This is a genomic window from Geobacillus genomosp. 3 (assembly GCF_000445995.2).
In the GTDB taxonomy this organism is placed as follows: Bacteria; Bacillota; Bacilli; order Bacillales; family Anoxybacillaceae; genus Geobacillus.
This window is the reverse complement of the sequence record NC_022080.4, coordinates 1,063,725-1,082,772: the sequence shown is the minus strand read 5'-3', so window position 1 is coordinate 1,082,772 and position 19,048 is coordinate 1,063,725. Positions and strand designations below refer to the sequence as shown.

The following is a 19,048-nucleotide window of genomic DNA, read 5'->3' as shown; positions in this document are numbered from 1 at the left end:
TGCCGTCCGATGGAAACAGCCATAAAAAACAGCGGAGGCGCGAATGCGCGCCGACCGCCGCACTGCTTATCTATTAATCTAGCTTTTCCCCATCGAGCACGCCGGACGCTTCTAGCGCAGCGCGCAACCCGGCGTACGTCTCGTCGCGCCAAAATGCAGAAGACGACACGAGCTTAGCCGCATCGCGGCGGGCCACTTCCAAAATGCGGTAATCATGCACCGGGTCGCCGAACTGAAATTCCGGAAGCCCGCTTTGTTTCGTGCCGAACACATCGCCCGGACCGCGCAGCTCGAGATCTTTCTCAGCGAGCACGAAACCGTCCGCCGTTTCCGTCATAATGCGCATTCGTTCTTTGCCGATTTCCGATTTCGGGTCAGCGATTAAAATGCAGTACGACTGGGCATGACCGCGCCCGACCCGGCCGCGCAGCTGATGAAGCTGAGCAAGCCCGAACCGTTCGGCGTCATAAATGACCATCACTGTCGCGTTCGGCACGTTCACTCCGACTTCGACAACTGTTGTTGAAACGAGTACGTGAATGCGGTTTTCGCTGAATGCCCGCATGACCGCTTCCTTTTCATCGGCTGACAGCCGGCCGTGCATAAGGCCGACTTCATATTTCCCGCGATAGTAATGGACAAGCTGACTATGGACATCAATGGCGTTTTGCACGTCCAATTTTTCCGACTCTTCAATAAGCGGACAAATCACGTACGCCTGGTGGCCGCGACGCAACTCTTTTTCGATAAAATCGAGCACGCGGGCAAACTGGTTATGCTTCACCCAATACGTCTCCACTTTTTTTCGTCCGGCCGGCATTTCATCGAGCACTGAGACATCCATATCGCCAAACGCAGTGATGGCGAGTGTCCGCGGGATTGGCGTCGCCGTCATCATCAATACGTCCGGCGCATGCCCTTTCTCGCGCAGGACGCGGCGCTGCTCGACGCCGAACCGGTGCTGTTCATCGGTAATGACGAGACCGAGCCGGCGAAACTGCACCCCTTCTTGAATCAAAGCGTGCGTGCCGATGACAATATCGAGCGCCCCCTCCTCCAATTCAGCAAGCAGCCCTTTGCGCCGTTTTCCCTTCACCGAGCTTGTCAACAGCGCCATGGTCACGCCCGTATTAGCAAACAGCTCGGCAAGCGAGCGCGCGTGCTGTTCAGCCAAAATCTCCGTCGGCACCATCAACGCCCCTTGAAACCCGGACAACACGGCAGCGTAAAGCGCAACCGCGGCGACGACAGTCTTGCCGGAGCCGACGTCGCCTTGCAAGAGCCGGTTCATTTGCCTTGGCGCCCGCATGTCGGCTAAAATTTCCCTCATGACGCGCCGTTGGGCGTTCGTTAACGAAAACGGCAACCCGGAAAGAAACGCTGAAAGCCGTTCTTCCGAAAATGAATGGACGACGCCATGCTGCTCGCCGCGCATGATTTGTCGAAACGCCTGCATTTTCAGCTGATAGAGCAAAAACTCCTCATAGACGAGCCGGCGCCGCGCCTGATGCAACTCCTCGCGCGAGCGCGGAAAATGAAGAGCCCGGATCGCCTCCTGCTTGTCGACAAGGCGATAGGCATGGCGCAAAGCAGGCGGCAGCAAGTCAGGGATATGCGCGCCGAACTGGGCGAACGCCGCCTTCATAAGCCGGCGCATCGTCTTGACCGTCAACGGGCTGCGTACCGAATAGACCGGTTCAATACCGGCCGTCTCCCGGGCGGCTCCGAACCGGAGCTCATACGCATTGATCGCCTGGCGATGTCGGTCCCATTTCCCGATCACCGTCACCGTCTCGTTTAAGGCGATTTTTTCTTTTAAATATGGGCGGTTAAAGCAGATGACGGTGATTAAATAGCGGCCGGCCAACAGCCGAAAGGAAAGGCGTGACTTTTTTTTTCCGTAATATGTCAAGAGCGGGGCGCTGTGCACTTTCCCTTCAACCGTCACCCTTTCTTCATGGCGGACGGCGGCCAAGTCTTTTTGTTCGTAATCATCATACCGGTACGGCGCGTAGGCAAGCAGCTCGCCGACCGTCGCAATGCCGAGATCGGCGAGCGCGGCAGCCGTTTCTTCACCGATGCCCTTGACCACCGTCACCGATTGTTGCATCGTTTCATTCACTTTGTTGCCGCAGCAGCGCCGAAAATGCGGGCCGCAATGGCGCGGCCTGTCGGCGTAGCGGCCAGCCCCCCTTGCGCGGTTTCTTTGAGCGCTACCGGCATCGCCGTACCGATACGATACATCGCTTCGATCACTTCATCGCACGGAATGCGACTTTTAATGCCGGCCAGCGCCATATCGGCGGCGATCATGGCATTCGCCGCCCCCATGGCATTCCGCTTCACACATGGGACTTCCACAAGGCCGGCGACAGGGTCACAAACCAACCCGAGCATATTTTTTAGCGCGATCGCCATCGCTTCGGCCGCCTGGCTTGGCGTCCCACCAGCCAGCTCAACGAGCGCGGCGGCAGCCATGCCGGCCGCTGAACCGACTTCCGCCTGGCAACCGCCGGCAGCGCCGGAAATGGAAGCGTTATTGGCGACGACATAACCAAACGCACCGGCTGTAAACAAAAATTCAATCATTTCTTGTCTTGTCGGCTGCAATTTCTCTTTTACCGCAAACAGCGTCCCCGGGACGACGCCGGCCGAGCCTGCTGTCGGCGTGGCACAAATGACGCCCATCGCCGCGTTCACTTCGTTTGTGGCCATCGCTTTGCTGACGGCGTCCAAAACTGTTTCTCCGGATAAGAATTGGCCGCGCTCGATATAACGTTGCATCCGCATCGCATCGCCACCGGTCAGCCCGGAGCGGGACACGACACCTTGCAGCCCTCTCTCGACCGCCTGCTCCATCACCTCGAGGTTCCGGTCCATTTGCGCGATAATCTCTTCCCGGCTTCGCCCGCTCACTTCTACTTCTTGCCGGATCATCACTTCAGCAATTTTGATTTGCTCTTTTTCGGCTAACTCGACAAGTTCAGCAACATTGCGAAACATTCGTTATTCCCATCCTTTCCTGGCAAAGTGCCGCTGCTGTTTTGAACTTCCGTGCTCATTCGCAACCGTTTTCGTTTCAATCGACAAGCTTCGTCACTTGGATGATATTTGGCAAACTTTCCAATTCCTGTATCAAATCATCTGTCAGCGGCTGATCAACCTCAATCGTCATCAGCGCTTCTTTTCCCTTTTCCTTACGCGACACTTCCATATGGCCGATATTTATCGCATGCTTCGCCAATGCGCTGGCCACTGATCCAATCGTCCCATACCGGTCATTATGCATGATTAATAGCGCCGGATGATGGCCAGACAACTTTAAGTCGAAACCGTTCAACTCGACAATTTCAATTTTCCCTCCACCGATGGAAATACCGACAAGTTCAAGTTTTCCCTTATCATCACCAATGCGCAAACGCGCCGTATTCGGATGCTCCGGAATCGCGTCCTCGGTAAAAAAGGACACGTCAAGCCCTTCGATACGAGCAATTTCAAGCGCATTCGGGAGACGATCATCAAACGTGTCAAAACCGAGCAACCCGGCGACAATGGCGACATCCGTACCGTGCCCGCGGTACGTTTCAGCGAACGAACCGTAAAACGAGATGCGCGCCCACTCCGGCTTTCTGCCAAACAGCTTGCGCGCAACAAGGCCGATGCGCGCCGCCCCGGCCGTGTGCGAGCTCGACGGCCCAACCATCACCGGTCCGATAATATCAAAGACGCTTTTATACTTCATTGTTGCGACCCCCCCCCGTTCATGTAGAAAAAATAGAAGGGAACTCTCCCTTCTATTATCTTAACATATTACTCAACAGAAATGACAAACGGATATAGCGGCTGTTGACCGTCATGCACTTCCACTTCCACTTCGTCATGTTCCTTTTCAAGATATGCCACAATCGTTTCCACTTCTACTTCGGTCGCATCTTCGCCGTACAGGACGGTAACGATTTCACTTTCCTCATCGATCAGCGCATCAAGCAGCTGCTTGGTAACCGCGATCTTGTCCTTGTCCGCGACGATGATGCGATCGTCAAACAGCCCCATGTAATCGCCTTTTTGAATCTCGATGCCATTGATTGTCGTATCGCGCACGGAGACCGTTACTTGTCCTGTTTTCACCCGTGAAAGCGCCGCCGTCATCGCCCGCTCATTTTGCTCGGCCGATTGTGCCGGATTGAAGGCCAACAGCGCCGCCATGCCTTGCGGAACGGTTTTCGACGGGATGACCACCACGCGCTGTTCCGAAAGTTCCGCCGCCTGTTTCGCCGCCATCACAACGTTTTTATTGTTCGGCAGCACAAATACTGTTTCCGCGTTAGCGCGGCCGATGGCGTCAGCAATTTCTTCCGTGCTCGGATTCATCGTTTGCCCGCCTTCAATTACCTCATGTGCTCCGATGCTTCGAAACAGTTCGGCCACGCCGGCGCCCATCGCAACCGCCACGATGCCGTATGGCTTCGTTTTCCCCGCGGTGCGGGATGACGTTTCCGCCTCTTTGCCGACGATGTTGGCATGCTGCTCGCGCATGTTTTCAATTTTAATTTTGATGAGGCTTCCATAGCGCTGACCGTAAGTCAGCACTTCACCCGGCGTTTCCGAATGGATGTGGACTTTGACAAGCTCGTCGTGGGCAACGACAAGCAACGAATCCCCAAACCGGCTTAAGTCGCGGCGAAACGTCTCTTCGGAAAACGGATGCTGCACCAGCTTGTCCGCCTCAAACCGAACCATAAATTCCGTACAATAGCCAAACTCGATTTCATCGGTATGAATATGGCTTTGCGCGCTTTGATGGTGCGCCATTTTCACGAGCTCTTCCATCGGCACTTCAACGGGAGCGGCGCTGACGGCTTCCCCTTTCAAAGCGGCGAGAAATCCTTCATACACATATACGAGCCCTTGGCCGCCGCTGTCAACAACCCCGACTTCCTTGAGAACGGGCAGCAGCTCCGGCGTGCGTTGCAACGCTGCCTTTGCCTCGGCGAGCGCCGCTTCCATCACCGCGACGACATCGCGCTCTTTTTTTGCCGTTTCAATCGCCTTGCGCGCCGCCTCTTTCGCCACGGTGAGAATCGTTCCTTCGACCGGCTTCATAACCGCCTTGTAGGCTGTATCAACCCCGGCTTGCAACGCCGCGGCGAATTCGAAGCCATCCACTTGTTGTTTGCCTTCGACTGCCTTGGCAAACCCGCGGAACAGCTGCGACAAAATGACGCCGGAATTGCCGCGCGCCCCCATCAACAATCCTTTCGCCAGCGCCGCGGCGACGTTGCCGATATGGTTCGAGGCGTTTGCCTCCACTTCTTTCGCCCCGGACGTCATCGACAAGTTCATGTTTGTTCCTGTATCGCCATCTGGAACCGGAAAGACGTTCAGCGCATCGACCGCTTTGGCATTGTTCGCCAAGTGTGCCGCTCCTTGTTGCACCATATCGGCAAACCGTCTTCCGTCAAGCGTCCTCATTGTCACCGACTAACTCCTCCTTACTACGGATTCGTCACCCGAACCCCTTGAACGTAAATGTTGATCGACTGAACCGCCAATCCGAGCGTTTGATCGAGCGTATACCTCACTTTTGACTGTACGTTATGGGCAACCTCGGAAATTTTCGTCCCATAGCTGACGATGATGTACATATCGATATGCACTTCGCCGTTTTCCTCCCGGACGATGACCCCTTTGGAGAAGTTTTCGCGGCGCAAAATTTCCGATAACCCGTCGCGGATTTGGTTTTTGGACGCCATTCCAACAATGCCGTAACAGTCGACGGCCGCTCCCCCCGCAATCATGGCAATGACGTCATTAGCGATTTCAATGCGCCCGTATTTTGTTTGCCATTCGATCGACATGCTCGTTCCCCCTTTTTCGTATCATCGCACAGCTACCCTTATTGTACTATAACGCTTACCGTTTTCAAAGCGCACCGGCCGCCCACTAGTATTATTTAGCCGAAAACTGAAATATATGTCAAGGACATTTTCTTGAAAGGGAAAAGGCGCGTCTATTGCAATCCTTTCGGTTGTATGATACATTATAATAGTGTTTTTAGAGGGATGTTAAAGCAAGGAGGGAAAACGAATGGCGAAATGCTTTGTCACCGGCAAGAAAAAATCGTTCGGCAACACGCGTTCGCACGCTATGAATGCCAACCGCCGCACATGGAAAGCCAACTTGCAAAAAGTGCGCATTTTAGTCGACGGCAAACCGAAACGCGTCTGGGTTTCGGCACGCGCACTGAAATCCGGGAAAATTAAACGCGTCTAACCGTTCAACAAAAAAAGCACCAAAAATGGTGCTTTTTTCTTATCCTTTTTTAAATGCGTTCAACATCGCCCGCACAATCCCGCCTAAAAACTTCGGCAGCTTAATTGTATAAAACTTCATCCCGATTCCCTCCTCACACCCATCATAACGAGCTTCCCGCCATTTCCTTATCCATTATATTCCTAAATGGGCCAATCGCGACTACGGGCAGCTGACATCGCTGCTCCTTATCATCATTAATATGCCTTCAGAAAACGAAAAAGTACCGGAAGATTGGATAAGTTCGTTACTAATACATAGTGTGGAGCCGCGGGAAATATGACAGTTTGTTAACGGATATTTAAATCCGATGAGCGTGAGTCCTGTCACCATTTCAGAAACCGGGATGTACGATACGTAGCGGTACCGCGCGTCATGCATCACCGTATACGTGCCAGGCAGATGAACGGTCAGCACGTTTTGCCGGTCGACGATTTCAATGAGCCGGCCGGCGTATTTCAACAGCAGCTCGACATTGCCAAACAAATGATCAAGCCGCCCGCCGGTCGCACCGAACAAGCGGATGCAGCGGGCCGTCTGTTCAACCGCCCAGTCAAGGGCGATCTCCATATCCGTTTTGTCCTTTTCCGCCGGCCATATGTCAAGATCGGGCAACATCTGCTGCAGCCTGGCAACGTCTTCGCCCGGCAGCGAATCGAAGTCGCCAAACGCACGCACCGGCCGAAGACCGGCTTCAAGCAACGCCGCTGTGCCGCGATCGACGCCGACCCAGCGCACGTCCTTCCCGTCATAAGAGCGCAAGTCAGGGAGAAGCCCGCGCGGGCCGCCGCCGACGATATGGATGACCATTCTCCCTCCCCCTTTGCCTTTCGCAATGGCAATCGCCGCCCTCCTATGCCTTCTTTTTGTCCCTGATCGCGCCTATAGCCAAGCATTGTTGGTTAAAGGCCGGATCAGTTATGAAAGGGCGAATACCACGCACTGATACAACGTTCACCGACGCCCTTGGCGCTACTTGGCGCACGCTTCGCGAAGGGCGCGAATGGCCGCCGCCCGGTCCGCTTTATTGTAAATGGCCGACCCGGCAACAAGCACATTCGCTCCGGCTTCGACGCAAAGCGGCGCCGTTTTCGCGTTGATGCCGCCATCCACCTCGATGTCAACCGCTTTGTTTTGCTCATCAGCCATCCGGGCGACCTCGCGGATTTTCGGCACAACAGCCGGAATAAACGCCTGTCCGCCAAAACCTGGGTTGACCGTCATCAATAGGACAAGATCGACATCGGCGATGACATGGCGGATCATGTCAACAGGCGTATGCGGGTTTAACACAACCCCGGCCTTGACGCCTTGTTCTTTAATAAAGTGAATCGTCCGGTGCAAATGCATACACGCCTCGACATGGACGGAAATGAGATCAGCCCCGGCCTCAGCAAATGCCGGAATATACCGGTCTGGATCCGTGATCATTAAATGGACGTCCAACGGCAGCTTTGTCACCGGACGAATGGCGGCGACAATCGGCGGACCGAGCGTCAAGTTCGGCACAAAGTGTCCGTCCATCACATCCACATGAATCCAGTCGGCCCCACCTTCTTCCACAGAACGAATCTCTTCGGCCAAGCGGGCAAAATCGGCCGATAAAATCGATGGCGCAATCCGAATCATTGTTCAATACCTCGGCTTTCGTTCTTTCATTTCAGCGACAAAACTTAAATAATGATCATAGCGGTACGGAGCAATATCCCCGGCCGCCGCCGCTTCGCGCACCGCGCATTTCGGTTCGGCGATGTGAAGGCAGCCGCGGAACTTGCACCCTTCCCCGTATGCACGAAATTCCGGAAAATAGTTTGGTAGTTCGTCAAGTTCAATCTCGTCAAACTCGAGGGCGCTAAACCCCGGAGTGTCGGCGACAAGCCCGCCGGCCACCTCAAGCAGCTCCACGTGGCGGGTCGTATGCTTGCCGCGCCCTAAATGGGTGGAAATATCGCCTGTTTTTAGCTGCAAATCCGGGCAGAGCGCGTTTAACAGCGATGACTTGCCGACGCCCGACTGCCCGGCGAAAACGGAAATGCGGCCGTAAAGAAGCGTCGCCAGCTCATCAAGACCGCCTCTGGTGACGGCCGACGTCTCAATCACCTCATAGCCGATGCGCCGGTAATCGTGCACATAGCGGGCGATCGTTTCTTTCCCCTCGCCATCAAGCAAATCCATTTTGCTAATGACGATAACCGGGGCAATTTCTTTCGATTCAATTAAGACGAGAAAGCGGTCGAGTAGCTTGGCGCTAAAGTCCGGGCTTACGGCCGAAAAGACTAAAATCGCCTGCTCGACGTTGGCGACCGGCGGCCGTATGAGTTCATTTTGCCGCTCGCGAATGTCCAAAATATAGCCTTCCGTCTCGCTTGTCGCTGTAAAGACAACGCGATCGCCGACAAGCGGCGTTACTTTTTGCTTGCGGAACACACCGCGCCCGCGACATTGAAACACATTGCCCTCGGACAAGACATAATAAAATCCGCTCAGCGCTTTAATGATTTGTCCTTCTGCCATAGCTTCACTCCTTTTTTCCATCGTTTCCCGGGTATGGAATCGACCCTTCATCCTTGACAACATTGTTGACAATGACGCGATAATACGCCGTCTCTCCATATGGGATTTCAAACTCGACGATCTCCGTTGCCGGACCTGTCAGCCGGTATGTTTTATATGGCGTTGTCATATTATGATTCGCATCTTGAATGTAAAGCTGGGCCTCGACCATTCGTCCGTTTTCCGCCGGCTCGTACGGGATCGTGATTTCTTTAATGACCGTTTTGGACGGCTTCGGCTCCGGACCGCGGGAAATGACGACCGTAATTGTCTCGCCTCTTTCCACCTGCTCGTTCGCGGCCGGGGTTTGCGAGATGACAAGCCCTTCCGGCACTTCATCGGCGTACTCATATTGTATTTCGATGCGCAACCCTTGATCTTCACCGTAATCGCGCACACTTTTTTCTGTATAGCCGCTCAAGTCTTTGAGCGTTACTTTTTCCGGACCGAGGCTGACGGTGAACATCACTTCGGTTTCACCGGGCACGACTTTATCGCCGGCATACGGATATTGATCCAAAATCGTCCCTTCCGGCTTATCGCTATGGCGGCCGTTGCGCGTAATGCGGGTGAACCCTTCCGCGCGCAGCTCCTCCTCGGCAGCAGAAATATCGTCGCCGATAAAGCTCGGAAACTCGATTTTCTTTTCCCCGATGCTCTTATAGATGACGACGCCGGCCCCCGGCTTCACCGTCATGCCGGCTTCCGGGTCGGTGCGCACGACTTTCCCTTCTTCTATTGTATCATCTTCCACATCGATCGTATCTTGAATTTCCAAACCGAGCGCCGACAGCTGTTCAACCGCTTCATCATAATCTTTATTGATGACGTCGGGCATTGTCACGTCTTTCGGAAAGACGAGGCCGGGAACCCAAGTGAGCGCGCTCACGCCAGCTGCGCCTAACAACAACACGGCGGCGGCAAGCCAGGCGATCCAAGCCCGCTTCCGTTTCGGCTTCGGCCTGTCGTCCGCTTTCACCGATTCATTCGTCTTTTCTTCATAAACAAGCGTCTCCTGCTCCAGCGCCGCGCTTTCCGGCCGTTTCATAATCGGAATGGCTTTCGTCGCTTCCTCGTCATCATCGGGAATCATAAATTTCGCCTCATTGCGCCGTCTCGGGTCAAGCGCCGTCCGGATATCCTCGTTCATTTCGCGCGCCGATTGATAGCGGTAAAATGGATCTTTCGCCATCGCTTTTAAAATAATGTTTTCTACACTTTGCGGAATCTCCGGATTCCACGCCTTCGGCGACGGTGTTTCCGCCTGCAAGTGCTTCAGCACGACCGAAACAGCCGATTCGCCGGAAAATGGCAGCCGGCCGGTGACAAGCTCAAACATGACGATGCCGAGCGAGTAAACGTCTGATTTTTCGGTGGCAATACCGCCGCGCGCCTGCTCCGGCGACAAATAATGAACCGAACCGAGCACCGAGTTCGTCTGCGTGATCGTCGTTCCGCTCATCGCCACGGCGATGCCGAAGTCGGTCACTTTCACATTGCCGTGCTCGTCGAGCAAAATGTTTTGCGGTTTAATGTCGCGGTGGATGATGCCGTTCTCATGCGCATGAGCGATCGCCGAGGTCAGCTGATCCATGATGCGAAGCGCCTGTTCAACCGGGAGCGGGGCGTGTTGCTGAATGTATTGCTTGAGCGTTGAGCCGCGTACATATTCCATGACAATGTAATAGATTCCTTCTTCTTCGCCAACGTCATAAATGGGAACAATATGTTCATGGTTTAAGCTCGTTGCCGCCTGCGCTTCGCGGCGAAACCGCCTAATAAATTGGTCGTCGTTGGCAAAATCGAGGCGGAGCACTTTCACGGCGACATCGCGCTCCAAAATGATGTCGCGGGCCAAATACACATTGGCCATACCGCCGCCGCCGATAAGGTTGATGATTTTATAGCGGTCGTTCAATCGCTTTCCGATGAGCACGCCGATCACCCACTTTCACGTTCCGCTGAAAAATCGATGACCGCCAGCGAAATGTTATCTTCCCCGCCCCGCCCGTTTGCTAAATCGATGAGCGCTGCGGCCTTCTCTTCAAGTGTGCCGCTGCCTGCCAAAATATGTATGATGTCCGCCTCCGGTACTTTGTTTGATAGCCCGTCAGAACATAAAAGAAGCATATCGCCGTCATCAATGGAGACGGTTTTGACATCAATCTTCACCACCGGCTCGGTGCCGAGCGCCCGCAGGAGCACATTTTTGCGCGGATGGTACTCCGCATCTTCCTTGGAAATTTGCCCACTTTTGACAAGCTCATTGACAAGGGAGTGATCATCCGTCAGCTGTTGAATCCCGTTTTGATTCAATAAATAGCAGCGGCTGTCGCCGATATGGGCAATCGTAGCAAACGGGCCGGCGCAAATCGCGCCGACGACCGTCGTTCCCATCCCTTGGCATTCCGGATGGGAAAGCGCATGGCGAAACAGGCGTTCGTTCGCGGCCTCGATATGCTCTTTCAACCACTGCTCCGCCTCGGCCGGCGAAGAAACGCTTGGCGCTTGCTCCCACTGTTCTTGCAAATGCGCCACTGCCATGGCGCTCGCCACATCGCCGGCCCGGTGTCCCCCCATCCCATCGGCGACAACGGCTAAATATTGGCCGTCCTGGTTGGCAAATACGCCCCCGTTGTCCTCATTATGCTCGCGAATCTGCCCGATATCCGTTCGGAAAACGGCTCGCATCCGGTTCACCTCGTCTCTTCTTTTCGCTCCTTCGCGCGAAGCTGTCCGCAGGCGGCATCGATGTCATGTCCGTGTTCGCGGCGAATGGTGACATTAATCCCATGCTCTTTCAGCGCCCGTTCAAAGGCGAAAATTTGGCTGCGCGGCGTGCGCACATAGTTGCGTTCCGGCACATAGTTGACCGGAATCAAGTTTACATGGCATTTCAACCCTTTGAGCAGTTCAGCTAGTTGCTCGGCATGCTCGAGCTGGTCGTTCACCCCGCCGAACAGTCCGTATTCAAATGTTACACGCCGCCCGGTTTTTTCAATGTAATACCGGATCGCCTCCATCAGCTTTGGCAACGGGTACGCCTTATTAATCGGCATCAGCTTTGTCCGCAGTTCGTTTGTTGGCGCATGCAGCGAAATGGCGAAATTGATCTGCATCTTTTCGTCAGCAAATTGGTAAATTTTTGGGATAATCCCGCTTGTCGACACGGTAATATGGCGGGCGCCGATATTCAGTCCTTTCGGATGGTTGACGATGCGTAAAAACTTGATGAGCGCATCGTAGTTGTCAAACGGCTCACCGATGCCCATCACAACAATGCTGCTGACGCGCTCGTTCGTCTCATCGAGCGCCTTTTGCACGTGTACGACTTGGGCGACAATTTCACCTGCTTCCAAATGACGCTTCAGCCCGCCGAGCGTCGACGCGCAAAACGTGCAGCCGATGCGGCAGCCAACTTGAGTTGTGACGCACACCGAATTGCCGTAGTTATGGCGCATGAGCACGGTCTCGATCGAATAGCCGTCATGAAGCTCAAACAAAAACTTGATCGTCCCATCTTTGGACGTTTGCTTGACGATCGTTTTGAGCGTCGTGATCGAAAACGACGCCGCGAGCTGTTCGCGCAGCCGCTTCGGCAAGTTCGTCATCTCGGCAAAATCGGTGACGCGCTTTTCATACAGCCATTCGTAAATTTGTGTGGCCCGAAACGGTTTCTCACCATGGACAGCGAGCCACTCCTTCCACTCATCAAGCGTGAGCGAATAAACTGACGGCAATGGCAGCGGCGTTTCCCCCGCCAATCGGCGGGCAGCCATATGGGTCGTTTCCACTTACTGCACCTTCTTTCGTAACCGGGCGATAAAAAACCCGTCGGAATCAAAATAATGCGGCAACAGCTGCAGCATGCCTGCTTGCACATGAGGGCGCACCGCATCCGGCATCCGCTCGGCGAGGCGGTCGTCGAGGGAAAAGTCCGGGTGATCGGCCAAAAACCGGGCGATCGCCTCTTCGTTTTCCTCGCGCTCGATGGTACACGTGCTGTATACGAGCGTGCCGCCTTTTTTCAACAGCGGGGCGGCCGCCCGCAAAATGGCTTGCTGCACCTCAATAAGCGCCGCAACATCATCCTTCCCTTTCGTATATTTGATTTCCGGTTTGCGGCGGATGACGCCGAATCCGGTGCACGGCGCATCGACTAAAATACGATCAAACGACTCAGGGGCAAACCGCTCGCCGAGCCGGCGGCTGTCAAGAGCGAGAGCGGTGATGCAGCCAAGTCCGAGCCTTTGCGCCTGCTGCTCAATGAGCTTCACTTTATGCTCGTGAACGTCGACGGCGACAACTTCACCGCGGCCGTCCATCCGCTCAGCGATATGGGTCGTTTTTCCACCCGGTGCCGCGCAGCAGTCGAGCACCCGCTCTCCAGGGGACGGATCAAGCGCCCGAGCGACAAGCATCGAGCTTTCATCTTGAATCGTCAGCCAGCCGGAGCGAAACGTTTCCGTATGCGCCAAGTTCCCTTTTGCCGCGCGGACGGCGTCCGGGGCGACAAGGCCGGGAACAGCCTCCATGCCTTCAGCACGCAGCCGGTCAAGCGCCTCCTCCACCGTCGCCCGCAGCCGATTGACGCGGGCGGTCGATGGCGGTGGACGCAAGTTTGTCTCGCACATGCGCGCCGTCTCCTCCAGACCATATTGCTTGATCCAGCGCCGGACAAGCCATTCCGGGTGGCTCGTGGCGACGGCGAGCCGCTTTTCGGAATCGATAATCGCATCAAGCGAAGGCAGCCCCTCGCGGCCGATCGTGCGCAAGACGCCGTTGACGAGCGAAGCGATGCCGCGATGGCCGCGGCGCTTGGCGATTTCCACCGCTTCAAAGATGGCGGCGCGATCCGGGACGCGGTCCAAATACACCATTTGGTACAACGTCAACCGGAGAAGCACGCGCACCCATAGCTCCAACCGGCGCGCCTTGCGCAAAAATGGCGCTAAATAATAGTCGAGCGTATCGCGCCGCTGCACGGTGCCGTATACGATCTCCGTCAGCAGCGCCGCATCGCGCCCGTCAAGGCGCCCTTTCCGGATGGCGTCATTCAACTGCAGATGGCTGTAGGCTCCTTTTTGTTCAATAGCCAATAACGTATCCAGCGCAAGTTCACGTACGTTCATTGTCCTCTCCTAGCTTCATGCCGGCCGCCAGCCGGCTGCCGGCGCCGCGCAAAAACTCGCTGGCGGTCATCCGCTTTTTGCCGGCCGGCTGCAGTTCGGTAATTTTAATGGCGGTCTCATTGCCGGTGGCGACGACGATGCCGTCTTCTTCAAGCGATAAAATCGTGCCCGGCGGCGCCGAACTGATCGCCGGCACTTTTTCGCCCCACCAGATTTTCCAAACGTTCCCGTCATGCGTCGTATACGTGACCGGCCACGGGCGGAAGGCGCGAATATGGTTGTAAATCGTCTCGCCGGGCTGTGTCCAGTCAATCTGCTCTTGTTCGCGCCGGATATTCGGGGCATATGTCGCTTTCTCTTCCTCTTGTGGAACAGGCGCGATTTTACCTGCCAATAAAAGCGGGAGCGTTTCTGATAATAGTTTAGCCCCGGCGGCGCTTAATTTATCATGCAGTGTGCCTACGGTATCCGTTTCATGAATTGGCACCTCGACTTGCGCCAACATGTCGCCCGCGTCAAGCTTTTCCGCCATATACATAATCGTGACGCCTGTTTTCTCTTTCCCTTGCCAAATGGCGTAATGGATCGGCGCTCCGCCCCGCAGCTCGGGAAGAAGCGAGGCATGGACATTGATGCAACCGTATTTCGGCGCCGCAAGCAGTGCTTTCGGCAAAATTTGCCCGAACGCCGCCGTCACGATCAAATCAGGTGCAAACGCCAGCACTTGTTCATACTGTTCTGGCTCGCGAATTTTCGTCGGCTGCAGCACCGGGATGCCGTACTTTTGCGCCTCAACCTTAACCGGGGGTGGAACGGGTACGCGCTTTCGCCCCTTCGGCTTGTCCGGCTGGGTGACAACGGCCGTAACGTGATAACCGTCATCAAGCAGCTGCCGTAAAACCGGCACCGCAAAGTCCGGCGTTCCCATAAACACAATGTTCGTCATCGGCATCTATCCTTCCAATTCTTTAAGATCGCAGTAGCGGATCACTTTCGTTGTAAACAGCACACCGTGCAAATGGTCGATTTCATGCTGCAAGGCGCGCGCCAAAAAGCCGGTTGCGGCGAGCGTAAACGGACGGCCGCGCCGGTTTTGCGCCCGCACGTTCACAAATTTCGCGCGCGGCACTTCGCCAAACAGGCCGGGAAAGCTCAAACAGCCTTCGACATCAATTTGTTCGCCGCGCGTCTCCATAATAACCGGATTGATGAGTTCGATCCGGCCGTGCTCATCACCGACATCAACAACGGCAATCTGTTTGGCGATACCGACTTGCGGTGCGGCCAGGCCGACCCCGTCGGCAGCCAGCATCGTTTCATACATATCGTCAAGCAGCCGGGCGAGTTCTCGGTCAAACGCCGTCACCGGCGCACACGGCTGTTCCAAAACCGGGGCAGGATAGGTGATAATCGGCAATACAGACAACGTCATTCCTCCGTTTTCACATCATCATATAAGGATTCGTATCGACGGTAATCGCGACCCCGCCGTGGGCGGCATCCGCCTGGTAGCGGTCGATGACCGCCTTGAGCGCCGCCGTTACGTTCGGTTCCCGCTTGTATTTTATCATGCATTGATAACGATATCTATCATGAAGGCGAGCGATCGTCGAGGCGACCGGACCGAGGACAACCGCGTCTTCCGACAGTTGTTTGCGCAAGTAGGCGGCGATTTTTTCCGCCGCTTTGGCGGCAGCCGGCGCTTCTTCATGGGCGGCGGTAATGAGCGTTAAGTAATAGTACGGCGGATAGCCGTGCGCTTTGCGCATCATCATTTCCCGCCGGTAAAAGGCGCGGTAATCGTGGCGGGCGGCAAGTTCGATGCTGTAGTGGTCGGGCGCGTACGTCTGGATGACGACTTCGCCCGGCAGCTCGTGCCGTCCGGCGCGCCCACTCACCTGCGTCAGCAGTTGGAACGTTTTTTCGGCGGCGCGGAAATCGGGCAAATGAAGCATCGTATCAGCCGCAAGCACACCGACGAGCGTCACATCGGGAAAATCAAGCCCTTTGGCAATCATTTGCGTGCCGAGCAAAATGTCGGCTTCCTTGGCGGCAAAGCGGGACAAAAGCTCTTCGTGCGCCCCTTTGCGCCCGGTCGTATCGACATCCATGCGGATGACGCGCGCTGTCGGCAGCAGTTTCGTCAACTCCTCTTCCACTTTTTGCGTACCGGTGCCAAAAAAGCGGATATGCTCGCTCCCACACGCCGGGCAGCGGGGAACGAGCGGCTCTTCATGCCCGCAATAATGACATTTCATTCGCTCGCCGGCGCGATGGTACGTAAGCGAAATGTCGCAATGCGGGCAACGGATGACGTAGCCGCAACCGCGACACATGACAAACGTCGAATAGCCGCGCCGGTTTAAAAACAAGACCGCTTGCTCGCCGCGTTCAAGCCGGAGGCGCAGCTCATCGAGCAGCCGGCGTGAAAACATCGAACGATTGCCGCTGCGCAGCTCCTCACGCATATCAACAACGTGGACGTCCGGCATGCCGCCGTCAGCAATCCGCTCCGGCAGTTCAAGCAGCCCATACACCCCTTTCGCCGCGCGGGCGAACGTCTCTAAGGATGGAGTGGCGCTGCCGAGCACGACCGGGCAGCCGTGGCGGCGGGCGCGGTAAATGGCGACATCGCGCGCATGATAGCGCGGCATTTCTTCCTGCTTGTAGCTCGTCTCATGCTCTTCATCGATGATAATCATCCCTAAGTTTTCAAACGGGGCAAACACAGCCGAGCGCGCCCCGACGACGAGCTGCACTTCTTTCCGGTGGATTTTCCGCCATTCATCATATTTTTCGCCGATCGACAGCCCGCTATGAAGCACCGCCACCTTCGGGCCGAACCGCCCCTTAAACCGCTCAACCATTTGCGGCGTCAGTGAAATTTCCGGCACAAGCACAATCGCCTCTTTTCCTTGGCGCAATACTTCGTCAATCGCCCGCATGTACACTTCCGTTTTTCCGCTCCCGGTGACGCCGTAAAGCAAAAACGTGCGATGCTCTCCGGCACGCACTGAAGCGGTGATTGCTGCAAGCGCTCCGGCCTGAGCTTCGGTGAGCGCCGGCGGCTCGCTCGGCTGAAACGTGCGGTGCCTGTACGGATCACGGTACACTTCAACATCGCTGATCACAATGAATCCTTTATCGACGAGCGCTTTAAGCGGTGCGGAGGAAACGCCAAGCGCCGCCTGCAGCTCGGCCACCGGCACTGCTTCCTCTTTTTCAAGCAAAAACGAAAGCACGTCTTTTTGCCTTGAAGGCAGCGCCGCCAGTGCGTCCTTCGCTTGTTCCGTTGAAACAGCGAGGGCGGCATGCTTCACCGTTTTCTTGCCCGCTTTTTCTTTTACTTCGTAAACCGCTTCAAGCACCCCTTGCTGCACCGCTTTTTGCGCCGGCCGCCATAGGCCGGCGGCTTCAATGTCTTTCCAAGCAGCTTCCATTCGGTCGGCAAACAGCAGCTTTAGTTCATCCGGCAACGCGTCCCGCTTCCGCTCATCCGTCAGCCGGAGCGTTTTTTCATATTTTGCCCGCATCGCCGCCGGCAGCATCGCCTGGTACGCGGAAATGGCGAAACAGAGCGTCGTTTCCGTTAAATAGCGGCCCAAATCGAGAAGTTCTTCATTAAGCACCGGCACGACGTCAAGCACATGTTCGATCGGCTTTAGCTGTTTGATCTCGGAATGGTCTTTTACGTCAATGACAAATCCTTGCAGGCGCCGCGCCCCGAACGGCACTGTCACCCGCATGCCAGGCTGGATGACGCCGCGCCAGCGCTCGGGAATCAAATAGTCGAACGGGCGGTCCGTTTGCCGCGTCGGGACATCGACAATGACCGATGCGACTTTCATCGAATCCCCTCGATATAGGCGTGAATTTCTTTTAAAATCTCCTCGGCCGCTTCCCGTTTCGTCATGAGCGGCAACGGACGGACGGCGCCGTCGCGGCGGAAGATCGTGACGACGTTCGTATCGCCGGCAAACCCCGCCCCTTCTTCCACGACATTGTTGGCAACGACCATATCGAGCCGCTTTTCTTCGAGCTTTTTTAACGCATATTGTTCGAGGTTGTCCGTTTCGGCCGCAAATCCGACTAGAATTTGCCTTGTTTTCCGCTCGCCAAGCGTTTTTAAAATGTCAACTGTCCGCTCCATCTCCACGACATAGCCGCCTGGCTGCTTTTTGATTTTTGCCGCCGCGACATGCTTGGGCCGGTAATCAGCCACGGCGGCCGCTTTAATGACAATGTCTGTTTCGGAAAAGCGGGCCATCACCGCTTCATACATCTCAGCGGCCGATTCGACCGACACGGTCTCAACATAATCGGGCGCCGGAAGCGACGTCGGCCCCGAAACGAGCGTCACCGCCGCCCCAAAGCGGGCGGCCGCTTCGGCGATGGCATAGCCCATTTTTCCGCTCGAATAGTTGGAAAAATAACGAACCGGGTCGAGCCTTTCCCGCGTCGGCCCGGCGGTGACAAGAATGCGCTTTCCGCCAAACAGCGGCGGGTCGCCGGCGAAAAAGCGCTCGATATGGGCGATGATTTTTTCCGGCTCTTCAAGCCGTCCTTTGCCGATGTAACCGCACGCCAAATAGCCTTCCGACGGCTCAATGAATCTGTACCCGAACCGATGCAACAGCTCGATGTTCGCTTGGACGGCCGGGTGCTCGTACATGTGGACGTTCATCGCCGGGGCGATCCAAACGGGCGCTTTCGTCGCCAAAATCGTTGTCGTCGCCATATTGTCGGCGATGCCCGCCGCCAGCTTGGCAATCGTATTGGCCGTCGCCGGCGCAACGAGGACGAGATCCGCCCAGTCCGCCAAATCAATATGGGCGATGACAGCCGGATCGTTTTCCGCAAACGTGTCGACATATACTTCTTGGCGCGACAATGCTTGGAACGTAAGCGGCGCAATAAACTGACACGCTCCTTCGGTCATGATCACTTTCACTTCCGCGCCGCGCTGGGTAAGCTGGCTTGTCAGCGCCGCCGCCTTGTACGCGGCGACTCCCCCGGTTACACAAAGCAAAATATGTTTCCCCTTGATCATT

The 19,048-nt window shown here is 55.7% G+C and carries 18 protein-coding genes; 1 reads left to right on the top strand and 17 read right to left on the bottom strand.

Annotation, left to right across the window (positions count from 1 at the left end; genetic code table 11):
* Positions 1 to 73 precede the first annotated feature (73 nt).
* The 5 genes from recG to M493_RS05520 form a co-directional block, all read right to left on the bottom strand.
* Entirely contained in the window at positions 74 to 2,122 is a 2,049-nt protein-coding gene (gene recG, locus M493_RS05540) for an ATP-dependent DNA helicase RecG (RefSeq protein ID WP_041267739.1), read from the bottom strand.
* The gene (sdaAA, locus tag M493_RS05535; protein ID WP_020959310.1) at positions 2,119 to 3,003 is read right to left on the bottom strand and encodes an L-serine ammonia-lyase, iron-sulfur-dependent, subunit alpha; all 885 of its coding nucleotides are present in this window, start codon (positions 3,001 to 3,003) and stop codon (positions 2,119 to 2,121) included. The genes recG and sdaAA overlap by 4 nt, the downstream gene beginning before the upstream one ends.
* 76 nt (positions 3,004 to 3,079) lie before the next feature.
* Positions 3,080 to 3,742: an L-serine ammonia-lyase, iron-sulfur-dependent subunit beta gene (gene sdaAB, locus M493_RS05530; RefSeq protein WP_020959309.1), complete on the bottom strand. Its 663-nt coding sequence runs from the start codon at positions 3,740 to 3,742 to the stop codon at positions 3,080 to 3,082.
* Positions 3,743 to 3,810: 68 nt separating this feature from the next.
* On the bottom strand, positions 3,811 to 5,478 hold the full coding sequence (locus tag M493_RS05525) for a DAK2 domain-containing protein (protein ID WP_020959308.1): 1,668 nt from the start codon (positions 5,476 to 5,478) through the stop codon (positions 3,811 to 3,813).
* Between the two features lie 17 nt (positions 5,479 to 5,495).
* Positions 5,496 to 5,858, bottom strand: coding sequence for an Asp23/Gls24 family envelope stress response protein (locus M493_RS05520; protein WP_020959307.1), 363 nt, complete (start codon positions 5,856 to 5,858; stop codon positions 5,496 to 5,498).
* A 229-nt stretch (positions 5,859 to 6,087) separates the two neighbouring features.
* Here M493_RS05520 and rpmB point away from each other — a divergent pair, with 229 nt between their 5' ends.
* The gene (gene rpmB, locus M493_RS05515) at positions 6,088 to 6,273 is read left to right on the top strand and encodes a 50S ribosomal protein L28 (protein ID WP_008878630.1); all 186 of its coding nucleotides are present in this window, start codon (positions 6,088 to 6,090) and stop codon (positions 6,271 to 6,273) included.
* A gap of 39 nt (positions 6,274 to 6,312) precedes the next feature.
* On the opposite strand, the gene spoVM is transcribed toward rpmB, so the two are convergent.
* The 12 genes from spoVM to coaBC all read right to left on the bottom strand — a co-directional run bounded on the left by spoVM (position 6,313) and on the right by coaBC (position 19,047).
* The gene (gene spoVM, locus M493_RS05510) at positions 6,313 to 6,393 is read right to left on the bottom strand and encodes a stage V sporulation protein SpoVM (RefSeq protein ID WP_017437127.1); all 81 of its coding nucleotides are present in this window, start codon (positions 6,391 to 6,393) and stop codon (positions 6,313 to 6,315) included.
* Between the two features lie 81 nt (positions 6,394 to 6,474).
* Entirely contained in the window at positions 6,475 to 7,122 is a 648-nt protein-coding gene (locus M493_RS05505) for a thiamine diphosphokinase (protein ID WP_020959306.1), read from the bottom strand.
* Between the two features lie 162 nt (positions 7,123 to 7,284).
* Positions 7,285 to 7,941 (bottom strand): ribulose-phosphate 3-epimerase, encoded by a 657-nt coding sequence (gene rpe / locus M493_RS05500; RefSeq protein ID WP_020959305.1) that lies wholly within the window; start codon positions 7,939 to 7,941, stop codon positions 7,285 to 7,287.
* Positions 7,942 to 7,944: 3 nt separating this feature from the next.
* Positions 7,945 to 8,826 carry a ribosome small subunit-dependent GTPase A gene (rsgA, locus tag M493_RS05495; protein WP_020959304.1) on the bottom strand — a complete coding sequence of 294 codons (882 nt, stop codon included), beginning with the start codon at positions 8,824 to 8,826 and terminating at the stop codon, positions 7,945 to 7,947.
* Positions 8,827 to 8,830: 4 nt separating this feature from the next.
* Positions 8,831 to 10,801 (bottom strand): Stk1 family PASTA domain-containing Ser/Thr kinase, encoded by a 1,971-nt coding sequence (pknB, locus tag M493_RS05490; RefSeq protein ID WP_041267876.1) that lies wholly within the window; start codon positions 10,799 to 10,801, stop codon positions 8,831 to 8,833.
* A gap of 5 nt (positions 10,802 to 10,806) precedes the next feature.
* Positions 10,807 to 11,556 (bottom strand): Stp1/IreP family PP2C-type Ser/Thr phosphatase, encoded by a 750-nt coding sequence (locus M493_RS05485; RefSeq protein WP_041267875.1) that lies wholly within the window; start codon positions 11,554 to 11,556, stop codon positions 10,807 to 10,809.
* 5 nt (positions 11,557 to 11,561) lie between these two features.
* Positions 11,562 to 12,644, bottom strand: coding sequence for a 23S rRNA (adenine(2503)-C(2))-methyltransferase RlmN (gene rlmN / locus M493_RS05480; protein ID WP_051391585.1), 1,083 nt, complete (start codon positions 12,642 to 12,644; stop codon positions 11,562 to 11,564).
* 15 nt (positions 12,645 to 12,659) lie between these two features.
* Entirely contained in the window at positions 12,660 to 13,997 is a 1,338-nt protein-coding gene (gene rsmB, locus M493_RS05475) for a 16S rRNA (cytosine(967)-C(5))-methyltransferase RsmB (RefSeq protein WP_020959300.1), read from the bottom strand.
* Positions 13,984 to 14,943 carry a methionyl-tRNA formyltransferase gene (gene fmt, locus M493_RS05470; protein ID WP_020959299.1) on the bottom strand — a complete coding sequence of 320 codons (960 nt, stop codon included), beginning with the start codon at positions 14,941 to 14,943 and terminating at the stop codon, positions 13,984 to 13,986. Before fmt ends, rsmB begins: the two co-directional genes overlap by 14 nt.
* 6 nt (positions 14,944 to 14,949) lie before the next feature.
* Entirely contained in the window at positions 14,950 to 15,423 is a 474-nt protein-coding gene (gene def, locus M493_RS05465; RefSeq protein WP_023817556.1) for a peptide deformylase, read from the bottom strand.
* Between the two features lie 16 nt (positions 15,424 to 15,439).
* Positions 15,440 to 17,845: a primosomal protein N' gene (gene priA, locus M493_RS05460; RefSeq protein ID WP_020959297.1), complete on the bottom strand. Its 2,406-nt coding sequence runs from the start codon at positions 17,843 to 17,845 to the stop codon at positions 15,440 to 15,442.
* Positions 17,842 to 19,047: a bifunctional phosphopantothenoylcysteine decarboxylase/phosphopantothenate--cysteine ligase CoaBC gene (gene coaBC / locus M493_RS05455; protein ID WP_020959296.1), complete on the bottom strand. Its 1,206-nt coding sequence runs from the start codon at positions 19,045 to 19,047 to the stop codon at positions 17,842 to 17,844. Before coaBC ends, priA begins: the two co-directional genes overlap by 4 nt.
* Position 19,048 lies beyond the last annotated feature (1 nt).

Excerpts from the sequence above, each read along its gene's own strand:
- sdaAB (WP_020959309.1), bottom strand. The coding sequence starts at position 3,742 with ATGAAGTATAAAAGCGTCTTTGATATTATCGGACCGGTGATGGTTGGG.
- rpmB (WP_008878630.1), top strand. The coding sequence starts at position 6,088 with ATGGCGAAATGCTTTGTCACCGGCAAGAAAAAATCGTTCGGCAACACG.
- priA (WP_020959297.1), bottom strand. The coding sequence starts at position 17,845 with ATGAAAGTCGCATCGGTCATTGTCGATGTCCCGACGCGGCAAACGGAC.
- rpe (WP_020959305.1), bottom strand. The coding sequence starts at position 7,941 with ATGATTCGGATTGCGCCATCGATTTTATCGGCCGATTTTGCCCGCTTG.
- rlmN (WP_051391585.1), bottom strand. The coding sequence starts at position 12,644 with ATGGCTGCCCGCCGATTGGCGGGGGAAACGCCGCTGCCATTGCCGTCA.
- M493_RS05520 (WP_020959307.1), bottom strand. The coding sequence starts at position 5,858 with ATGTCGATCGAATGGCAAACAAAATACGGGCGCATTGAAATCGCTAAT.
- sdaAA (WP_020959310.1), bottom strand. The coding sequence starts at position 3,003 with ATGTTTCGCAATGTTGCTGAACTTGTCGAGTTAGCCGAAAAAGAGCAA.
- spoVM (WP_017437127.1), bottom strand. The coding sequence starts at position 6,393 with ATGAAGTTTTATACAATTAAGCTGCCGAAGTTTTTAGGCGGGATTGTG.
- coaBC (WP_020959296.1), bottom strand. The coding sequence starts at position 19,047 with ATGATCAAGGGGAAACATATTTTGCTTTGTGTAACCGGGGGAGTCGCC.
- rsmB (WP_020959300.1), bottom strand. The coding sequence starts at position 13,997 with ATGAACGTACGTGAACTTGCGCTGGATACGTTATTGGCTATTGAACAA.
- M493_RS05485 (WP_041267875.1), bottom strand. The coding sequence starts at position 11,556 with ATGCGAGCCGTTTTCCGAACGGATATCGGGCAGATTCGCGAGCATAAT.
- rsgA (WP_020959304.1), bottom strand. The coding sequence starts at position 8,826 with ATGGCAGAAGGACAAATCATTAAAGCGCTGAGCGGATTTTATTATGTC.
- fmt (WP_020959299.1), bottom strand. The coding sequence starts at position 14,943 with ATGACGAACATTGTGTTTATGGGAACGCCGGACTTTGCGGTGCCGGTT.
- M493_RS05505 (WP_020959306.1), bottom strand. The coding sequence starts at position 7,122 with ATGGTCATCCATATCGTCGGCGGCGGCCCGCGCGGGCTTCTCCCTGAC.